15 protein-coding genes are annotated in these 17,577 nt (G+C 68.9%); 5 read left to right on the top strand and 10 right to left on the bottom strand.

The annotated features are described in order from the left end of the window. Positions 1 to 155 precede the first annotated feature (155 nt). Entirely contained in the window at positions 156 to 1,136 is a 981-nt protein-coding gene (locus tag ACFVJQ_RS15760; RefSeq protein ID WP_385513131.1) for an arabinan endo-1,5-alpha-L-arabinosidase, read from the top strand. After that, positions 1,118 to 2,551: a family 43 glycosylhydrolase gene (locus ACFVJQ_RS15755; protein ID WP_385784179.1), complete on the top strand. Its 1,434-nt coding sequence runs from the start codon at positions 1,118 to 1,120 to the stop codon at positions 2,549 to 2,551. The genes ACFVJQ_RS15760 and ACFVJQ_RS15755 overlap by 19 nt, the downstream gene beginning before the upstream one ends. Positions 2,552 to 2,564: 13 nt before the next feature. Here ACFVJQ_RS15755 and ACFVJQ_RS15750 read toward each other — a convergent pair whose 3' ends face one another. From ACFVJQ_RS15750 to ACFVJQ_RS15715, 8 genes are all read right to left on the bottom strand, one after another. Continuing rightward, positions 2,565 to 4,295 (bottom strand): aminotransferase class I/II-fold pyridoxal phosphate-dependent enzyme, encoded by a 1,731-nt coding sequence (locus tag ACFVJQ_RS15750; RefSeq protein ID WP_385784176.1) that lies wholly within the window; start codon positions 4,293 to 4,295, stop codon positions 2,565 to 2,567. A 306-nt stretch (positions 4,296 to 4,601) separates the two neighbouring features. Then, positions 4,602 to 5,750, bottom strand: coding sequence for an aldose epimerase family protein (locus ACFVJQ_RS15745; RefSeq protein WP_385513134.1), 1,149 nt, complete (start codon positions 5,748 to 5,750; stop codon positions 4,602 to 4,604). Between the two features lie 52 nt (positions 5,751 to 5,802). Next, on the bottom strand, positions 5,803 to 7,047 hold the full coding sequence (gene mmsB, locus ACFVJQ_RS15740; RefSeq protein WP_385263226.1) for a multiple monosaccharide ABC transporter permease: 1,245 nt from the start codon (positions 7,045 to 7,047) through the stop codon (positions 5,803 to 5,805). After that, the gene (gene mmsA / locus ACFVJQ_RS15735; protein WP_385513135.1) at positions 7,044 to 8,594 is read right to left on the bottom strand and encodes a multiple monosaccharide ABC transporter ATP-binding protein; all 1,551 of its coding nucleotides are present in this window, start codon (positions 8,592 to 8,594) and stop codon (positions 7,044 to 7,046) included. Before mmsA ends, mmsB begins: the two co-directional genes overlap by 4 nt. 32 nt (positions 8,595 to 8,626) lie before the next feature. Then, positions 8,627 to 9,739 carry a multiple monosaccharide ABC transporter substrate-binding protein gene (gene chvE, locus ACFVJQ_RS15730; RefSeq protein WP_385513136.1) on the bottom strand — a complete coding sequence of 371 codons (1,113 nt, stop codon included), beginning with the start codon at positions 9,737 to 9,739 and terminating at the stop codon, positions 8,627 to 8,629. Between the two features lie 137 nt (positions 9,740 to 9,876). Beyond that, positions 9,877 to 10,845 carry a hypothetical protein gene (locus tag ACFVJQ_RS15725; protein ID WP_385513137.1) on the bottom strand — a complete coding sequence of 323 codons (969 nt, stop codon included), beginning with the start codon at positions 10,843 to 10,845 and terminating at the stop codon, positions 9,877 to 9,879. Between the two features lie 111 nt (positions 10,846 to 10,956). After that, positions 10,957 to 11,961: a zinc-binding dehydrogenase gene (locus ACFVJQ_RS15720; protein ID WP_224733996.1), complete on the bottom strand. Its 1,005-nt coding sequence runs from the start codon at positions 11,959 to 11,961 to the stop codon at positions 10,957 to 10,959. Continuing rightward, positions 11,958 to 13,115, bottom strand: coding sequence for a mandelate racemase/muconate lactonizing enzyme family protein (locus tag ACFVJQ_RS15715; protein ID WP_385784170.1), 1,158 nt, complete (start codon positions 13,113 to 13,115; stop codon positions 11,958 to 11,960). The genes ACFVJQ_RS15720 and ACFVJQ_RS15715 overlap by 4 nt, the downstream gene beginning before the upstream one ends. A 361-nt stretch (positions 13,116 to 13,476) precedes the next feature. Between ACFVJQ_RS15715 and ACFVJQ_RS15710 the strand changes: the two genes are divergently transcribed. Together ACFVJQ_RS15710 and ACFVJQ_RS15705 are read left to right on the top strand one after the other, a co-directional pair. Continuing rightward, complete coding sequence (locus ACFVJQ_RS15710; RefSeq protein WP_385784167.1) at positions 13,477 to 14,154, top strand: hypothetical protein; 678 nt, start codon at positions 13,477 to 13,479, stop codon at positions 14,152 to 14,154. A gap of 88 nt (positions 14,155 to 14,242) precedes the next feature. Beyond that, complete coding sequence (locus ACFVJQ_RS15705; protein ID WP_385513141.1) at positions 14,243 to 14,623, top strand: winged helix-turn-helix transcriptional regulator; 381 nt, start codon at positions 14,243 to 14,245, stop codon at positions 14,621 to 14,623. Between the two features lie 68 nt (positions 14,624 to 14,691). Here ACFVJQ_RS15705 and ACFVJQ_RS15700 read toward each other — a convergent pair whose 3' ends face one another. Continuing rightward, positions 14,692 to 15,141 (bottom strand): MarR family winged helix-turn-helix transcriptional regulator, encoded by a 450-nt coding sequence (locus tag ACFVJQ_RS15700; RefSeq protein WP_385513142.1) that lies wholly within the window; start codon positions 15,139 to 15,141, stop codon positions 14,692 to 14,694. A 120-nt stretch (positions 15,142 to 15,261) separates the two neighbouring features. Here ACFVJQ_RS15700 and ACFVJQ_RS15695 point away from each other — a divergent pair, with 120 nt between their 5' ends. Further along, positions 15,262 to 16,284, top strand: coding sequence for an NADP-dependent oxidoreductase (locus ACFVJQ_RS15695; RefSeq protein WP_385784163.1), 1,023 nt, complete (start codon positions 15,262 to 15,264; stop codon positions 16,282 to 16,284). A 109-nt stretch (positions 16,285 to 16,393) separates the two neighbouring features. On the opposite strand, the gene ACFVJQ_RS15690 is transcribed toward ACFVJQ_RS15695, so the two are convergent. After that, a complete protein-coding gene (locus ACFVJQ_RS15690; protein WP_385784160.1) occupies positions 16,394 to 17,542 on the bottom strand; it encodes a serine hydrolase domain-containing protein in 1,149 nt (382 codons plus the stop codon). Positions 17,543 to 17,577: the final 35 nt, after the last annotated feature.

Below are 17,577 nucleotides of genomic sequence, written 5' to 3'. Positions count from 1 at the left end.
CCGTTACCACTTCGTAGTGCGCCCGCTGTGACTGCGCGGACCATTGACGCGCAAGTGGTTCGATTCTACGGTCCGTCCGAGCTTGCGATCGCTGTTCGAAATCACGGACGTACGGGCGCTCCATTCCAACGCCCCCACCCGCAAGGAGGATCCGCGTGAGCCGCACCTCCCGAACGACCAGAACCGCACTCCTCGCCCTCCCCGCCGCCGTCCTGCTCGCCCTGCTGCCGTCCACGGCATCGGCGTACCCGAACCCCGGACGGGTCACCGGCTCCGTCGTCACCCACGACCCGACGATGATCCGCACCTCGTCCGGGCAGTACCTGCTCTACGCCACCGGCGGAGGCATCGCCAACAAGACCTCCAGCGACCGCATCGCGTTCAGCGCCGGCGCGGACGCCTTCTCCTCGCGGCCCAGTTGGTGGCGGAACTACTCCTCCGTCCCCGAAGCCTGGGCGCCGGACATCTCGTACCACGGCGGCAAGTACCTGATGTACTACTCCGTCTCGAAGTTCGGCTCGAACACCTCCGCCATCGGCCTCGCCACCTCCAGCACCGGCCAGCCCGGCAGCTGGACCGACCAGGGCACCGTCTACACCTCCGGCTCCTCCAGCGACTACAACGCCATCGACCCCAACCTCTTCGTCGACGGCGACGGAAAGTGGTGGCTGTCCTTCGGCAGTTGGTGGACGGGGATCAAGATGATCCAGATCAATCCGTCCACCGGCAAGCAGCTCTCCAGCAACACGACCCGGTACTCGCTCGCCTCCCGCCCGACCGGGACGAAGGCCGTCGAGGCGCCGTTCATCGTCAAGCGCAACGGCTACTACTACCTCTTCGCCTCGTACGACACCTGCTGCGCCGGCACCAGCTCCACGTACAAGGTCAAGGTCGGCCGCGCCACCAGCATCACCGGGCCGTACCACGACAAGAACGGCGTCTCGATGATGAACAACGGCGGGACACCCGTCCTCGAGTCGCACGGCAGCATCATCGGGCCCGGCGGACAGTCGATCATGAACGACGTGGACGGCGACCTGATCGTCTACCACTACTACGACGGCAACGACAACGGCACCCCCAAGCTCGGCATCAACCTCCTGAACTGGAGCAGCGGATGGCCCGTCGCTTACTGACCCTGCTGGCGGCCCTCCTGCTCGCGCTCGGCCTCGGCCAGTCCTCCGCGAGCGCCGCCTCGTTCACCAACCCCGTCAAGTCCGTCAAGGGCGCCGACCCCTGGATCTCGTACCACAACGGCAACTACTACCTGGTCACGACCAGTTGGACCAGCGCCATCACCATCCGCAAGTCCACCACCCTCGCCGGTCTCTCCACCGCTCCCAGCGTGCAGGTGTGGACCGGCGACGCCGCCTCCCGGTGCTGCAACATCTGGGCGCCGGAGCTGCACTTCCTGAACGGCCGCTGGTACCTGTACTACGTCGCCGGGCAGAACGTGTCCGACTACATTCCGACGCAGCGCACCCACGTGCTGGAGAGCGCCGGGTCCGATCCCATGGGGCCGTACACCTACAAGGCGCAGCTCAACTCCGCCTGGATGCTGGATCCGACCGTCGCCACCATCAACGGCTCTCTCTATCTGTTCGGGAGTGCCAGTGGCGGGACCCAGAATCTCGTCGCCGCTCGGATGTCGAATCCGTACACCGTCAGCGGGGCCTTCTCGACGGTCTCGACGCCGACGTACGACTGGGAGCGGCAGGGCGGGACGGTCAACGAGGGCCCGGAGATCCTTCAGCGCGGCGGGCGGACGTTCCTCATCTACTCGGCGAGCGGCTGCTGGACCCCCGACTACAAGCTCGGCCAGCTCGAACTCACCGGGTCCAACCCGCTCTCCGCCTCCTCCTGGACGAAGAAGTCCACGCCCGTCTTCCAGCGCAGTGACGGCAACGGCGTCTACGGTCCCGGCCACAACGGGTTCTTCACCTCGCCGGACGGCAGTGAGAGCTGGATCGTCTACCACGCCAACGACGGCGCGAGCGAGGGCTGCGACAACGGACGGACGACCCGGGCGCAGAGGTTCACCTGGAACTCGGACGGTACGCCGAACTTCGGTACGCCGGTGCGGCTGGGGGCCTCGCTCGCCGGTCCGTCCGGTGAGCCGGCGGCGGCCTCGACCACGTACACCGTCGTCAATCGAAACAGCGGCAAGTGCCTTGACGTAGCGGGGAGTTCCAGTGCCGACGGGGCCAATGTCCAGCAGTACGGCTGCAGTGGCGGCAACAACCAGCGGTGGCGGCTCGAGGATCTCGGTGACGACACCCACCGGCTGGTGAACGTGGCCACCGGCAAGGTGCTCGACACCGCGAACTGTTCCGCCGACGACGGGGCCGATCTGCGGCAGTGGTCCTGGCTCAACAACACCTGCCAGCGGTTCCGGTTCGTCGCCACCGACGGCGGCTACGTACGGATCGTCAACCAGGCCACCGGCAAGGTCGCCGACGTCGCCAACTGCTCGACGGCGGACGGGGCCGACGTACGCCAGTGGACGTGGCTGAACAACGCCTGCCAGCAGTGGCGGCTGACTCCGGCCTGACCCGGCGGGCCGCCTACCCCACCTGGCCCATCCCGGCCGGGTTCGGCCAGCTGGTCGCGCCCGGCCAGCCGGTCGCCGGTGCCGTCGCCAGACCGGCGGGGACGCCGGTGCCCGTGGTGCCCCGCACCTGCGCGGCGGTGAGGCCACCGCGGGCCGGGACGCCGGGCGGGGTGAGGCCGGACGGCTGCTGGGGTACCGCCTGGGCCACCGCGGGCTGCGGGATCGCCTGCGGTGGCCCAGGCTGCGGAATCGCGGGCTGAGGGACGGGCTGCGGCGCCGCCGGTTGCGGGACCGCCTGCGGCGCCGTCGGCTGCGAGAACGTCTGCGCGGCCGCCGGCTGCGAGAACGTCTGCGCCGCTGCCGGCTGCGGGAACGTCTGTGCCGCCGCCGGCATCGGCACCCCCGCCCCGCCGGTCTGTGCCGCGGCCGGCATCGGCATGCCGGTGCCGGCGGGCGGGGCGGCTGCCAGGCCCCGCCCACCGGCACCGACCGCACCGACGGCGCCGACGGCCTGAGCGGCAAGGCCTTGCATACCGGCGCCATTGGTGGCACTGACGAGCCGGTCCACCGCCGCCGTACCCGAGCTGTAGCTGGTCCCGGTGCCCAGCTCGGGCACGGCGGCTCCCCTCCTGGTCCCGTAGAGCACCTGTTCCAGGCCGGACACCAGGCGACGCACATCCACCTGGGGGCGCACCACGAGCCGCAGGAAGCGGCTGGAGGATCCGATCTTGTTGCCGCACTCACGGACCAGGATCCGGTGCTCGGTCAGCATCCGGTCCCGGACCACGGTGCCCTCGGCGCCCACGGGGAGGCGCACGAAGAGGAAATTGCCCTGGGACGGGTACACCGTCAGGCCGGGCAGCGCGGCCAGCTGGCCGGCCATGTCCAGCCGGTCCCGTCGCACCTGCTGGAGGCTCTGCGCGTACTCCTGGCCGTGTTCCTTCAGCATGAACACCACGTGCTCGGCGAAGGAGTTGAGGTTCCACTTGGGGAGCATGGAGCGGACCCGGCCCGCGAGCGCCGGGTTGGCGACGAGGTAGCCGAAGCGGATGCCGTGCAGGCCGAAGTTCTTGCCGAGGCTGCGCAGCACGATGACGTTGGGCCGGATCATCGCCTCCTGCACGACGCTGGGTTCGGCCTCGGCGTCGGCGAACTCCAGGAACGACTCGTCGATCACGACCAGGTCCCGGTCCGCCATCGCGTCCATGAACTGCACGACCGCGTGCTTGTGCAGGTAGCCGCCGTCGGGGTTGTTGGGGTTGCACAGGACGGCGACCCGGGTGCCGCGGGCCCGGATGAACTCGGCGTACTGCGCCAGGTCCAGGGCGAAGCCGCTGGACTCCTGGAGCGGGAACATGTCGACCCGCTTGCCGGTCTCCATCGGCTGGTCGGTCCAGCGGCCGAAGGTGGGGACGGGGATGGCGAGGGACTCACGGACGAGGAGGTGGTCGATCCAGGTGATCAGCTCGGTCGAGCCGTTGCCCATCGCCACGCACTGCGGCGGAAGCTGGAGCAGGCTGCACAGTTCGGCGGTGATGGTGTCGGCGCTGCTCGGGTAGTACGTGATGATGTCCCGCAGCCTGCTCGCCATCTCGTCGAACATGGCCGGGGTGGGGAAGTAGGGGTTGCAAGGGATGCAGAAGTCCACCGGGCCGGTCTCGTCGCCGCCCTCCCGCGTCAGCGCCGCCATGGAGGGGCTGTGCGCCGCAGTGCTGCGGAACAGCGAGGTGACGTTGTCAGCCATGGAACCTCCGTATGAGGCGGGCCCGGTGGGGACGATCGGGTCCGTCGTCTGGGCGGCCCGCGCGGGGGAGCGCGGGCCGCCCATTCATACGGATGCGGCTGTGACGCCGTTCAACTCATTTGAATCCTCTCCCTCGCGAGGGAGATTCCTGGCTCACGCCGCCTGGCAGGCCAACGACCCGTCAGGTCTTCCGCGATCAGCACCAGCCGGGTTGAAACCAGCCCGGAAACAGCAGCTGCCATCGTGCACTGACACCGACATATGCTTGGTTCTCGCTACACACCGGAGTCACCTGATCGCACAGTATCACGCACCGAACGAATGGATGGTTGTCGACCGGTACGTCTGCCCCGGCCGCAGCACCGTCGACGGGAACGACGGGTGGTTCGGCGAGTCCGGGTAGTGCTGGGTCTCCAGGCACAGCCCGTCGCCCTGCCGGTAGACGGTCCCGCCGGTGCCGACGAGGGAGCCGTCCAGGAAGTTGCCGGAGTAGAACTGCAGGCCCGGCTCGGTGGTCGCGATCTTCAGGGTGCGGCCGGAGGACGGGTCCCGGAGCGTGGCGATGTGCTCGGGGCGGGCCGTGATGCCCTTGTCGAGGACCCAGTTGTGGTCCAGGCCCTTGCCGTACAGCAGCTGCTGGTGCGCGACGCGGATGTCCTCGCCGACGGTCTTGGTGCGGCGGAAGTCGAAGGGGGTGCCCGCGACCTTCGCCAGTTCGCCCGTGGGGATCAGCCCTGAGTCGACCGGCGTGTAGCGGGCGGCGGCGATGGACAGCTCGTGGTCGTAGATCGTGCCGCTCGACTCGCCGGCCAGGTTCCAGTAGACGTGGCTGGTGAGGTTGACGACCGTGGCCTTGTCGGTGGTGGCCTCGTAGTCGATGCGCCAGTCGCCGTGCCGGGTGAGGGTGTACGTGACCTTCGACTTGAGCGTGCCCGGGTAGCCCATCTCGCCGTCGACGCTGGTGTAGTACAGGTACAGGCCGACGTCGGAGCCCTTGGTGAACGGCTCGATGTCCCACACCCGCTTGTCGAAGCCCTGCGCTCCGCCGTGCAGGCTGTTGTCGCCGTCGTTGACGGACAGCTGGTACGCCTTGCCGTCCAGGGTGAACCTGCCCTTGGCGATGCGGTTGCCGTAGCGGCCGATCAGCGCGCCGAAGTACGGGCTGGAGGAGACGTAGTCCTCGATGTTGTCGAAGCCCAGCGAGACGTTGGTGTAGCGGCCGCGCCGGTCGGGGATCTCCAGGGACTGGACGATGCCGCCGTAGGAGAGGACCTTCAGGCGGGTGCCGCCGTTCTCCAGCGACCAGCTGTAGACCTTCGTGCCGTCGGCGAGCTTGCCGAAGAGCGACTTCACCGGCGTCCTGCCTCCCGTGGCGTGTGCTGTGCCGCCGAGCGTGGTGGCGGCTATGCCCGCCGCCGCGGCTCCCGCGATGACCGTGCGTCTGTTCAGTTCCATGTGCGGCTCCTGCATAAGGAGGGGCCCCGCCTTCCGGCGGGGCCCTGCTGACTTACGAACCGACCTTGCGCTTGTTCCACACGTCGAACCCGACCGCCGCGAGCAGTACCAGGCCCTTGATGACCTGCTGCCAGTCGGTGCCGATGCCGACGAGGTTCATACCGTTGTTCAGCACGCCCAGGACCAGACCGCCGATGATCGCGCCGAGCACGGTGCCGACACCGCCGCTCATCGACGCGCCGCCGATGAACGAGGCCGCGATCGCCTCCAGCTCGAAGTTCAGGCCGGCCTTGGGCGAGGCCGCGTTGAAGCGGGCGGCGAAGACCAGACCCGCCAGGGCCGCGAGCATGCCCATGTTCACGAAGATCAGGAAGGTGACCTTCTTGTCCTTCACACCCGACAGCTTGGCCGCGGGCAGGTTGCCGCCGATCGCGTAGATGTGGCGGCCGATGATCGCGTTGCGCATGACGTAGCCGAAGCCGACGAGCAGCACGCCCAGGATGAGCAGCACGATCGGGGCGCCCTTGTAGCTGGCCAGCAGCAGCGTCAGCGTGAGGATGGCGGCGCCGAGCGCGACCAGCTTCAGCAGGAACAGGTTGAAGGGCGGGACGTCCAGGGAGAACTCCTGCTGCCGGCGGCGGTCGCGGAACTCCTGGAAGACCACGAACGCGATCATCCCGAAGCCCAGCAGCAGAGTGAGGTTGTGGTAGTTGGTGTTCGGTCCGACCTCGGGCAGGAAGCCGTTGGCGACCTTCTGCAGACCCTCCGGGAACGGGCCGAGGGTCTGGCCCTCGAGGAAGATCTCGGTCAGACCGCGGAAGATCAGCATGCCCGCGAGGGTCACGATGAACGACGGTATGCCGCCGTAGGCGATGAAGAACCCTTGTGCCGCGCCCGCGACCGCGCCCATGGCGAGGCAGAGGATGACGGCGACCGGCCATGGCAGATCGTTCTTGACCATGAACACGGCGGCCATCGAGCCGATGAACGCTGTCAGTGATCCCACCGACAGGTCGATGTGGCCCGCGATGATGACCAGCATCATGCCGATCGCGAGGATCAGGATGTAGCTGTTCTGCAGCACCAGGTTGGAGACGTTGCGCGGCAGCAGCAGGTCGCCGTCGGTCCACACGGCGAACAGCGCCACGATCAGGCCGAGGGCGATCAGCATGCCGTACTGCCGCATGTTGCGGCGCATGCCGTCCAGGACCAGCTGGAGCAGGCCGTCGCCCGCGGCCCCTCCGCTCTTGCCCGGCGGCGCGGGGGCCGGGGTCTTGGCGGTCACATCCGTGCTCATCGGGATACCTCTTTGTCCTTAGTCATCTGACGCATCAGCGATTCCTGCGAGGCCTCGGCCCGCGAGAACTCGCCGGTCAGCCGCCCCGCGGCCATCGTGTAGATGCGGTCACACATGCCGAGCAGCTCCGGCAGCTCGGAGGAGATGAAGACGACCGCCTTGCCCTGGGCGGCCAGCTGGTCGATGACCGTGTAGATCTCGTACTTGGCACCGACGTCGATGCCGCGCGTCGGCTCGTCCAGGATCAGCACGTCCGGACCCGCGAAGATCCACTTGCTGAGGACGACCTTCTGCTGGTTGCCGCCGGACAGCTTGCCCACCGGCTCGAAGACGGTCGGCGCCTTGATGTTCATGGACTTGCGGAAGCCCTCGGCGACCTGCCGCTCCTCGTGTTCGTCGACCACACCCCGCTTGGCGACCTTGCCCAGCGCGCTGAGCGAGATGTTGCGGTTGATGGTGTCGATGAGATTGAGGCCGTAGTGCTTGCGGTCCTCGGTGACGTACGCGATGCCGTGCTTGACCGCCTCGGGGACGGTCTTCGTACGGATCTCCCTGCCGTCCTTGAGGACCGTGCCGTCGGCGTACCGGCCGTAGGTGCGGCCGAAGACGCTCATCGCGAGCTCGGTGCGCCCGGCGCCCATCAGGCCCGCGATACCGACGATCTCCCCGCGCCGCACGGACAGTGACACATCGTCGACCACCTTGCGCTGCTGGTCGATCGGGTGGTGCACGGTCCAGTTGCGGATCTCCAGCGCGGGGGCCGCGCCCTCCTCCGGCTCGTGCGGCGTGCGCTCCGGGAAGCGATGCTCCAGGTCACGGCCGACCATCCCGCTGATGATCCGGTCCTCGGTGGTCTCCGGGGCCTTCACGTCGAGCGTCTCGATGGTCTGGCCGTCACGGATGATCGTCACCGAGTCGGCGACCTTGCGGATCTCGTTGAGCTTGTGGGAGATGATGATCGAGGTGATGCCCTGCTTCTTCAACTCCAGGATCAAATCCAGGAGTTTGCCGCTGTCCTCGTCGTTCAGGGCCGCGGTCGGCTCATCCAGGATGAGCAGCTTCACCTTCTTCGACAGCGCCTTCGCGATCTCCACGAGCTGCTGCTTGCCCACGCCGATGTCGGCGACGCGGGTCTCCGGATGGTCGGTCAGACCGACCCGGCGCAGCAGCTCGGTGGCGTGCCGCAGGGTCTCCCGCCAGTTGATGAAGCCACCCTTGGCATGCTCGTTGCCGAGGAAGATGTTCTCCGCGAGGGAGAGGTACGGCGACAGCGCCAGCTCCTGGTGGATGATGACGATGCCGCGGTGCTCGCTCGCCCGGATGTCCTTGAACTCGCAGACCTCCCCCTCGAAGAGGATGTCCCCCTCGTAGGTGCCGTGCGGGTGGACGCCGGAGAGGACCTTCATCAGGGTCGACTTGCCGGCGCCGTTCTCCCCGCAGATGGCGTGGACCTCGCCCTGCTGGACGGTCAGTGTGACGTCCGACAGCGCCTTGACGCCGGGAAAGGTCTTGACGATCGAGCGCATTTCCAGGACGGGTCCCGCCATGGTCGTGCCTTCCAATCCCTAGGTGCTGGCGGTTACTTGAGGTCGCTTTCCTTGATGTAGCCGGAGTCGACGACGGTCTCCTGGTAGTTGGCCTTGTCGACGGCCACCGGCTCCAGCAGGTAGGCCGGGACGACCTTGGCGCCGTTGTCGTACGTCTTGGTGTCGTTGACCTCGGGCTTCTTGTCGTTGAGCACCGCGTCGACCATGTTCGAGGCCACCTTGGCGAGTTCGCGGGTGTCCTTGTAGACGGTCATCGACTGCTGGTCGGCGATGATCGACTTCACCGAGGCGACCTCGGCGTCCTGACCGGTGACGATCGGCAGCGGCTTGCTCTTGGAGCCGTAGTCGTCCGACTTCAGCGCCGACAGGATGCCGATGGAGATGCCGTCGTACGGCGAGAGCACCGCGTCGACCCGCTCGCTCTTGTACGCCGAGGTCAGGATGTCGTCCATGCGCTTCTGGGCGGTGCCGCCGTCCCAGCGCAGGGTGGTGACCTGGTTCAGCTCGGTCTGCTTGGACCGGACGACCAGCTGCTTCTTGTCGATGTAGGGCTGCAGGACGTTCATCGCGCCCTGGAAGAAGTAGCGGGTGTTGTTGTCGTCGTTGGAGCCGGCGAACAGCTCGATGTTGAACGGGCCCTTTTCGGAGCCGTCCTTCAGGCCGAGCTTCTCGACGATGTAGTTGCCCTGGAGCTCGCCGACCTTCTCGTTGTCGAAGGAGGCGTAGTAGTCGACGTTCTCCGTGCCGAGGATGAGGCGGTCGTAGGAGATCACCGGGATGTCGGCGTCCTTGGCCTGCTGGAGGACGTTGTTCATCGACTTGTTGTCGATGGCCGCGACGATCAGGGCGCGCACACCCTGCGTGATCAGGTTCTCGATCTGCGAGACCTGCTGGTCGGGGTCGTCCTCGCCGTAGACCAGCTGGGTCTTGTAGCCCTTGGACTCCAGGTCCTTCTTGACGTTGTTGCCGTCGGCGATCCAGCGCTCGGAGGACTTGGTCGGCATCGCGATGCCGATGGTGGCGCCCTCGGCGCTGCCCTTGTCCTCCTCGCTGCCACCCTCACTGCTCTGGCCGCAGGCGGTCAGGGTGAGGGCGAGGGAGGCCGCTGCGGCTATGGCGGAAAGTGCGGCTCGGCGATTGCGCATGGTCATCTTCCTTGATGTCTCAGCCCGGCTGGGAATGGGTGTGCGGCAACGCTGGGGTGGTTCGTGAAAACCGGTGAACGGTGTGTGGGATTCTGTTTGCCTGCGTCGTCTTCTGTGAAGAGGGGGCGTCGAAACCTTTATGAATATGTTTCGAACCGCTTGAGCTCGCCGGGCAGCCGCGAGCCCAGCGGGGCCATGTCCCCGTCGGCCCCGTGCCGGGCGAGCAGGTCCAGGGCCAGCCGGCCGCGCCGCACCCGCTCCCTGGCGGTGGCCAGGGTGACGTCCCGCAGGTGGTGGCCGTACGGGTAGATCCCGGGGGCCTTGGACAGGCCGAACTTCAGGTAGAGCGGTGCGCCGCGCCGGATCAGCTCGGCGACCTCGTACATCCGCACATAGCCGCCGAGGTCGTCGGGGGCCTCGATGTACATGTCCATGGGGGCGCCGGACACCCGCCGGATCTCGGTGAGGTGATCCAGCGTCAGGTCGCTGGGCACGTTGATCGAGTCGGCGCCGAGCCGCTCGTACACGGAGAACGAGGCCGGGTTGACCGGCCCGACCAGCGCCGACAGCTTCAGCGTGGTGTCGGCCGGGATGATCCCGGCCGTGCGCGCCCGGTGCAGCGTCCACAGCACGCCCTCGTCGGCGACGAGCAGGCACTTCACGCCCAGCTCCGTGGCCCGTACGGCGTCCTCGACGCACCCGGCGACGGCGTCGTGCCCGCGGGCCCTGAGGCCGCCGCCGCGGGAGTCGGTGCGGGTCGAGCCGCCGATGTCCCAGGTGCCGCGCGGGCCGGTGAACAGGCAGAGCTCGATGTCACGTTCGCCGGTGGCCTCGACCATCTCGGTGATCTCGGCGTCGGTCAGCATCCACACGCCGCTGCCCTGGCTGATCCGGTGGATCGGTACGTCGAGCCGCGAGGACTCCTTGAGCACGACCGCCAGCGCCTCGGGACCCTCGCACGAGGGGATCTCGGTGCGCCAGCGGCCACCGCCCGGAAAGCTGTGCGGCGATGCGTCGGCGGGGTCGAGGGAGGGCGCGCCCAGGCCGAGCGCGGTGAGCGCCTGCTCACCGGGCCTGCGGGCTGCCGTGGCGGAAGCGTCGGTCACAAGCTGTCCTTCGTGTTCGAGATATCGGACGTGGTCCGGGGCTCTGGGTAGGGGAAGCTCTGGGATACGCCGGTACGGCGGCCGTCAGGTCGCCGCCGTACCGGCGTACGACTAGGGGCGGAGCAGCACCTTGCCGACCTTCGGATCGCCGGCTCCCACCAGCTCGATGGCCTGCGGGAACTCGGTGAGCGGCAGCTCGTGGGTGACCAGCGGCACCGGGTCGAGCAGCCCGGCGCCGAACACCCGCACCGTGTGCGCCCAGGCGTCCGGCGGCGCGCCGAAAACGGTGTGCACCTCCAGCTGCCGTACGACCAGATCCGTCGGGTCCAGACCGTCGGCGCCCGGCGCCGGGATCCCCGTCAGGACCAGCCGGCCGCCGCGCCGCAGCAGGGCGGCCGCGGTGCGGGCGGCGTCGGCGGAGCCGGCCGTCTCGATCACCACGTCGAAGTCGCCGGGGAGTTCCTCGTCCTTCGTACGGAACTCGGTCGCGCCGAACTCCCTGGACAGGGCCGCACGGTCCGGACGGGTGCCGACGACCAGCAGCTCGGCCGGGGAGGCCGCGCGCAGGAACTGCACCGCGAACATCCCGAGCGTGCCGGTGCCGACCACGGCCACCTTCTCGCCGGGCAGGGCATGGGCCTTCAGGGCCGCCGCCGCGATGCAGGCGGCCGGCTCCAGCAGCGCCGCCGCCGTCAGGTCGGCGTCGTCCGGCAGGACGTGCAGCAGACGCGCCGGGAGCGTGAGGGTGGTGGCCATCGCCCCCGGCTGGGTGAACCCGGTCTCCTCGTAGCCGTCCGTGCACAGCGTGGTCTCACCGGCGTGGCAGCGGTCGCACACCTGGCAGTTGCGGAAGCCCTCGCCGACGACCTTGCGGCCGACGAGCGACCCGGGGACTCCGGCGCCGACCTGCTGCACCGTCCCCGACCACTCGTGGCCGGGGGTGAGCGGGTAACGGACGTATCCCTCGGGCCGGTTGCCCTGGTAGACCTCGCGGTCGCTGCCGCAGATGCCGACGGCGTGCACCCGGACCAGCGCCTCGCCGGGCTCGGGCGGGCGGGGCGTGTGCTCGACGAGCCGGTGCTCGCCGGGCGCCTCGATGACGACGGCGGTGCTCACTTGGTTTCCTTCGGCTTGCGCTGCTCCCAGCCCTCGGCCCACAGGTCGAACCGGGCCTGCTGCTGCGGGAACTCGGCAGCCGCGTCGGTGTCGAGCTCGACACCGAGGCCGGGGGCGTCGGAGAGGTGGAAGTACCCGTCGATCACCTGGGGCGCGCCCTTGACGACCTTCTTGATCTCCGCGTCGGCGAAGTCGTTGAAGTGCTCCAGGATCTTGAAGTTCGGGGAGGTGAAGCCGACCTGGAGGGACGCGGCGGTGAGGACGGGCCCGCCGACGTTGTGCGGGGCGACGAGCATGTAGTGGGTCTCGGCGGTGGCGGCCAGCTTCCGCGTCTCCCAGATGCCGCCGATGTGGCCGACGTCGGGCTGGATGATGTCGACGGCCTGGCTCTCGAAGAGCTCGCGGAACTCGATGCGGTCGTGGATGCGCTCACCGGTCGCGACCGGGATGTCCACCTTGGCGGCGACCTTCTCCAGCGCCTTCAGGTTCTCCGGCGGGCAGGGCTCCTCCAGCCAGGCGGGCTTGAAGGGAGCGAGCTCCTTGGCCAGCCGGACGGCGGTGGCGGGCGAGAACCGGCCGTGCATCTCGAGCATCAGCTCGGCCTCCGGGCCGATGGCGTCCCGCACGGCCTCGATCAGCGACACGGCGTACAGGGTCTGCTCGTGGTCGAGCTCGAAGTGCCCGGTGCCGAAGGGGTCGATCTTGAGTGCCTTGTACCCGCGCTCCATGACCCCCTGGGCGGCCTTGTGGTACGCCTCCGGGGTCCGCTCGGTGGTGTACCAGCCGTTGGCGTACGCCTTGACCTTGTCGGTGACCTTGCCGCCCAGGAGCTGCCAGACGGGCACCCCGAGGGCCTTGCCCTTGATGTCCCAGCAGGCCATCTCGATGACGGCGATACCGGACATGACGATCTCGCCGGCCCGCCCGTAGTCGCCGTACTTCATCCTGCGGACGAGGTCCTCGACAGCGAACGGGTCGGAACCGAGAATGTGGTTGGCCTCGGCCTCCCGCAGATAGCCGATCAGCGCGTCGGTGTGGCCCAGCATCCGGGTCTCGCCGACTCCGGTGATGCCCTCGTCGGTGTGCACCTGTACGTACGTCAGGTTGCGCCACGGCGTCCCGACCACGTGTGTGCTGATTCCGGTGATGCGCACGGCAGTTGCCCCTCGTGAACGTCGGCTCTGTTCGAAATTTCGTCACTCGTTCGAAATGCTGGCGTGACAGTAAGGACGGGGCGGTCGGGGTGTCAATGGGTCGAACGCATAACAGTTTCGGCACTTTCGAAAGTCGTTTCGGGGTGATGCGGGCGGGTTGCCCTCAACTCGCCACGCCGGAACGGATCGTTCACCACAGAACATTCACAGCGGAGCCTATGAACGTTACCGATGCGGAACTTAATCTTCCCGCGTCATGGACTACTGTCACCCGTGCCGACGGCACCTGAATGGCGCCCTCGCCTGTCCGGGGTGCGGCACGCCAGCGGAACAGCTTCGCGCGTACGCGGAGGAGACGGTCGTGCACACCGTCGTACGGACGGACGTGCGGACGGACGTCGTCACGGTGGTACGGCCGGCGGAGCCCGACGAGCCGTACGACGACGGATACGACGAGGACGACGACGACCGCCCCGGACGCGGCTCCGGGCGACGCCGTCAGCCGGCCGTGAGCCGCCGCGACCGCAAGGCCGCGGCCCACCGCCGCCGGCGCCGCCGCACCCTGCTCATCGCGGCGGGCTTCCTCCTGGCCGCCGGCGCCCTGAGCCTCGCCGAACTCGGCCTGGACGCCCCGGGCTCATCCCCGAAGCCGGCAGCGGCCGGGGACGCCTCGCCGGACGGCGGTGCGTCGGACGGGTCCGACGAATCACCGGACCCCCTGACCGACGGCTCCACGGGCGCCACCCCGGGCACGGGCACGGCCTCCGCGGACGCCTCGAAGTCCCCTTCCCCGTCGAAGTCCGACAAGGACAAGGACGAGAAGGACGACAAGAAGTCCGCGACCCCGACGGAGAACGACCAGTCCTCCCCGACGGACCCGGCCCCCGACGACCCGTCGAACCCCGACCCCGCGCCCCCACCCGCCGACCCGGACCCGACCCCGACTCCGCCCTCACAGCCGACGACCTCGGTACCGGACCCGGACCCGGAGCCGTCGCCGACGAAGACGTGCGAGCGGTTCTTGTGGTGGTGCACGTAGCCGGTCACTCTCTTGTGGTTACTCGGAAACCGTAGGAGACTGGCCGTCGGCCTGGAAGAACGCACTTTTTCGGCGACTGGGGAACCTCATGGGGACCAAGCAGTTCACGGGCTCGCCCGAGGAAGCGGACCTCAGGCGCGCGGACTCCCTGGCGCGGCAGATCTTCTCGGACGTCGCCAACAAGTGGGCGTTCCTGATCATCGAGGCTCTCGGTGGGCGCACCCTGCGCTTCAGCGAGTTGCGGAACGAGGTCGAGGGCATCAGCCACAAGATGCTCACCCAGAACCTGCGCATGCTGGAGCGCTACGGCCTGGTCGAGCGGCAGGTGCACCCCACCGTGCCGCCGCGCGTCGAGTACACCCTCACCGAGCCGGGCCAGGCTCTGCGCGCCACGGTCGACGGAATGTGCGGCTGGACCCACCAGTACCTCGGCCACATCGAGGCCGCCCGCCGCCGCTTCGACGCCTGACGGGTGCGCGGCACTCGCGTGCGGCCATACCGCCGCTCAGATCTGCCGGCTGTGGCAGGCCGGTTGGGTCAGCCTTCGTAGGAGCCCGCCCCCAGCATCCGCCGCAGCAAATCCCGCAACGTCAGCCGCTCCTCCTCGCTCAACCCCGCCAGCGGCTCCCGCGCAAACCGCAGTGATTCCCGCAGACTGCGCGCCACCCGCCGCCCCTCCTCCGTCGCCACCGCCAGCTTCACACGGCGGTCGGCCGGGTCCGGGCGGCGTTCCACCAGGCCCCGGGCCTCCAGGCGGTCCACGATGCCCGTCACGTTGGAGGGCTCGCACTTCAGCTTGTGGGCCAGCTTGCGCATCGGCAGTGGTTCGAGTGACAGCAGGCTCAGCAGCTTGGCCTGTGCGCCGGTCAGCGCGTGCTCGCCGGCGGCCTCCTCGTACTCCTCGTGGTAGAGGGCCACGACCGAGCCGATCAGGTCGACGACCTCCATGGTCAGTTCATCGGGGCGGGTGGTCTGCGGTACGGCCATGCTCTCCAGGGTACCCGGTTACTTGACATCCTGAAATATTCCAGAGCATTGTTGTTTCAGGTTCTGAAGTATTTGCTCCGCCTGCCGCATCCGCAGGCGGCCCGCAGGAAAGGCGCCCTCATGGCCGACACCCCCGCACTCCCCGCCGTCAACCGCGAATGGCACCTGCTCAGCCGCCCGGTCGGCTGGCCCCAGCCCGAGGACTTCGCCCTGGTCGAGGCCCCGATGCCCACGCCGGGCGAGGGTCAGGTGCTGGTCAGGAACCAGTACCTCTCCGTGGATCCGTACATGCGCGGCCGTATGAGCGCCGCCAAGTCGTACGTCGCCCCCTTCGAGCTCGGCAAGGTCATGCAGGGCGGCGCGGTCGGCGAGGTCGTCGCCTCGAACGCCGAGGGCATCGCTGTCGGCGATCATGTGCTGCACTTCTTCGGCTGGCGCGAGTACGCCGCCGTGGACGCCAAGAACGCCGTCAAGGTGGACCCGGACGCCGCGCCGCTGTCGACGTACCTCGGGGTGCTCGGTATGACCGGGCTGACCGCCTACGCCGGTCTGCTGCGCACCGCCGCCTTCAAGGAGGGCGATGTCGTGTTCGTGTCCGGTGCCGCCGGTGCCGTGGGCAGCCAGGTCGGGCAGATCGCCAAGCTGAAGGGGGCGTCCAGGGTCATCGGGTCGGCCGGCTCCGACGAGAAGGTCAAGCTGCTCGTGGAGGAGTACGGCTTCGACGCCGCCTTCAACTACAAGGCCGGGCCGGTGGGCGAGCAGCTGCGTGCCGCCGCGCCCGACGGCATCGACGTCTACTTCGACAACGTCGGTGGCGATCACCTGGAGGCCGCCATCGGGTCCCTCAACCAGGGCGGCCGGATCGCCGTCTGCGGCATGATCTCCGTCTACAACAACACCGAGCCCGCCCCCGGCCCGCGCAACCTCACCCGCCTCATCCAGACCCGCGGCCGCATCGAGGGCTTCCTGGTCGGCGACCACTACGACCTCCAGCCGCAGTTCGTGCAGGAGGTCGGCCCCTGGGTCGCCTCGGGAGCCCTGAAGTACCGCGAGACCGTCGTCGAGGGCATCGAGAACAACCTGGAGGCCTTCCTCGGCGTCCTGCGCGGCGACAACACCGGCAAGATGATCGTCAAGCTCTGATCACACGATCAGCCGTCACCGTGACGCTCGTCCGACGGCGCTCGTTGCGTACGGCGAAGGCCGCACCCTTGGACGTGGGGTGCGGCCTTCGCCCACTCGCGTCGCCGACTCACAGAGCAGCGCTGTGCACCGCCCGCACGAACCCCACGTTCTCCGGCGCCGCCCCGCCCGGGAAGGCGCACCGGCGCCGCGTGTAGCCGTAGGCCAGCCCGCTGCGCGGGTCGGCGAAGGCCTGCGAGCCGCCCGCGCCGCTGTGCCCGAACGCTCCGGCGCCCAGGAACGGGTACCAGTTCTCCGCCGTCGCCTGGAAGCCCAGCCCGTACGCCTTGTGGGCGCGGGCCACCAGGTCGTAGCCGACCGAGTGGATCTGCCCGACCTCGGCGACGGTGTCCGGCTTCAGCAGCGGCGGCCGGCCGTCCACCTCGCTGATCGCCGCCGCGTACATCCCGGCGAGCCCGTGCGCGGACGCCACGCCGCCCGCCGACGCCGGGCCCTTGGCGCGTACGGTGCGGGAGTTGGCGTGGTCCTCCAGCGCACCCGTGCCGGGCACATGCGTGTTGAACGCGATCGAGGTCAGCGTGTGCGGCCCGGTCGGCTGTGCGTCCAGTACGGCCTGCTGCTCGGCCGTGGGGGCCATCGGCTGCACGGACCGGAAGCGGGGCTCCTCGGCGGCCGGCAGGCCCAGGTGGAAGGCCAGCCCGTAGGGGGCCCGCACCCGCTCCTCGTACACCTCCTGGAGCGTACGGCCGGTCGCCCGCCGTACCACCTCACCGGCGAGCGCCCCCATGACCAGCGCGTGGTAGCCGAAGGCCGTGCCGGGCCGCCAGAACGGCCGCTGGTCCGCGAGCCGTTCGGAGATCAGCCGGTCGTCCGCCAGCTCCTCCTCGGTGAACCCGGCGTCCAGGCCGATCAGGCCCGCCCGGTGCGTGACCAGCTCGCGCAGGGTCAGCGCGCCCTTGCCCTCGGCGGCGAACTCCGGCCAGTAGTACGTCACCTTGCGGTCCAGTTCGAGCGTGCCGTCCTGGACGAGGAGCGCGACGACGAGGTGGGCGGCGCCCTTGGTGGAGGAGAAGACGCCGTAGAGCGAGTCGGCCGAGACGTCGTCCGGCCCCGCCCACAGGTCGACGACCCGCCGCCCGTGCACGTAGGCGCACAACTGCCCCTCGTAGTCCGGCCGTTCCGCCGCCACGAAGGCGGCGAACTCCTCGCGCACCTCCTCGAAGCCCTCGGCGACGGTCCCGTGGATCTGCTGCGTCATCCGATCTCCTCTGCCTCCTCGGCCGTAGCGCTGCT

Source organism: Streptomyces sp. NPDC127197, from assembly GCF_042672405.1.
Lineage (GTDB): Bacteria > Actinomycetota > Actinomycetes > Streptomycetales > Streptomycetaceae > Streptomyces > Streptomyces flavusporus.
The sequence above is the reverse complement of the archived record's forward strand: the minus strand, read 5'-3'. Positions and strand labels throughout refer to the sequence as shown.

What these genes read in the sequence shown, in the direction of transcription:
- ACFVJQ_RS15700 (WP_385513142.1), bottom strand. Translation starts at nt 15,141, where the DNA reads ATGGCCGTACCGCAGACCACCCGCCCCGATGAACTGACCATGGAGGTC.
- mmsA (WP_385513135.1), bottom strand. Translation starts at nt 8,594, where the DNA reads ATGGCGGGACCCGTCCTGGAAATGCGCTCGATCGTCAAGACCTTTCCC.
- ACFVJQ_RS15755 (WP_385784179.1), top strand. Translation starts at nt 1,118, where the DNA reads ATGGCCCGTCGCTTACTGACCCTGCTGGCGGCCCTCCTGCTCGCGCTC.
- chvE (WP_385513136.1), bottom strand. Translation starts at nt 9,739, where the DNA reads ATGCGCAATCGCCGAGCCGCACTTTCCGCCATAGCCGCAGCGGCCTCC.
- ACFVJQ_RS15705 (WP_385513141.1), top strand. Translation starts at nt 14,243, where the DNA reads ATGGGGACCAAGCAGTTCACGGGCTCGCCCGAGGAAGCGGACCTCAGG.
- ACFVJQ_RS15690 (WP_385784160.1), bottom strand. Translation starts at nt 17,542, where the DNA reads ATGACGCAGCAGATCCACGGGACCGTCGCCGAGGGCTTCGAGGAGGTG.
- ACFVJQ_RS15745 (WP_385513134.1), bottom strand. Translation starts at nt 5,750, where the DNA reads ATGGAACTGAACAGACGCACGGTCATCGCGGGAGCCGCGGCGGCGGGC.
- mmsB (WP_385263226.1), bottom strand. Translation starts at nt 7,047, where the DNA reads ATGAGCACGGATGTGACCGCCAAGACCCCGGCCCCCGCGCCGCCGGGC.
- ACFVJQ_RS15695 (WP_385784163.1), top strand. Translation starts at nt 15,262, where the DNA reads ATGGCCGACACCCCCGCACTCCCCGCCGTCAACCGCGAATGGCACCTG.
- ACFVJQ_RS15750 (WP_385784176.1), bottom strand. Translation starts at nt 4,295, where the DNA reads ATGGCTGACAACGTCACCTCGCTGTTCCGCAGCACTGCGGCGCACAGC.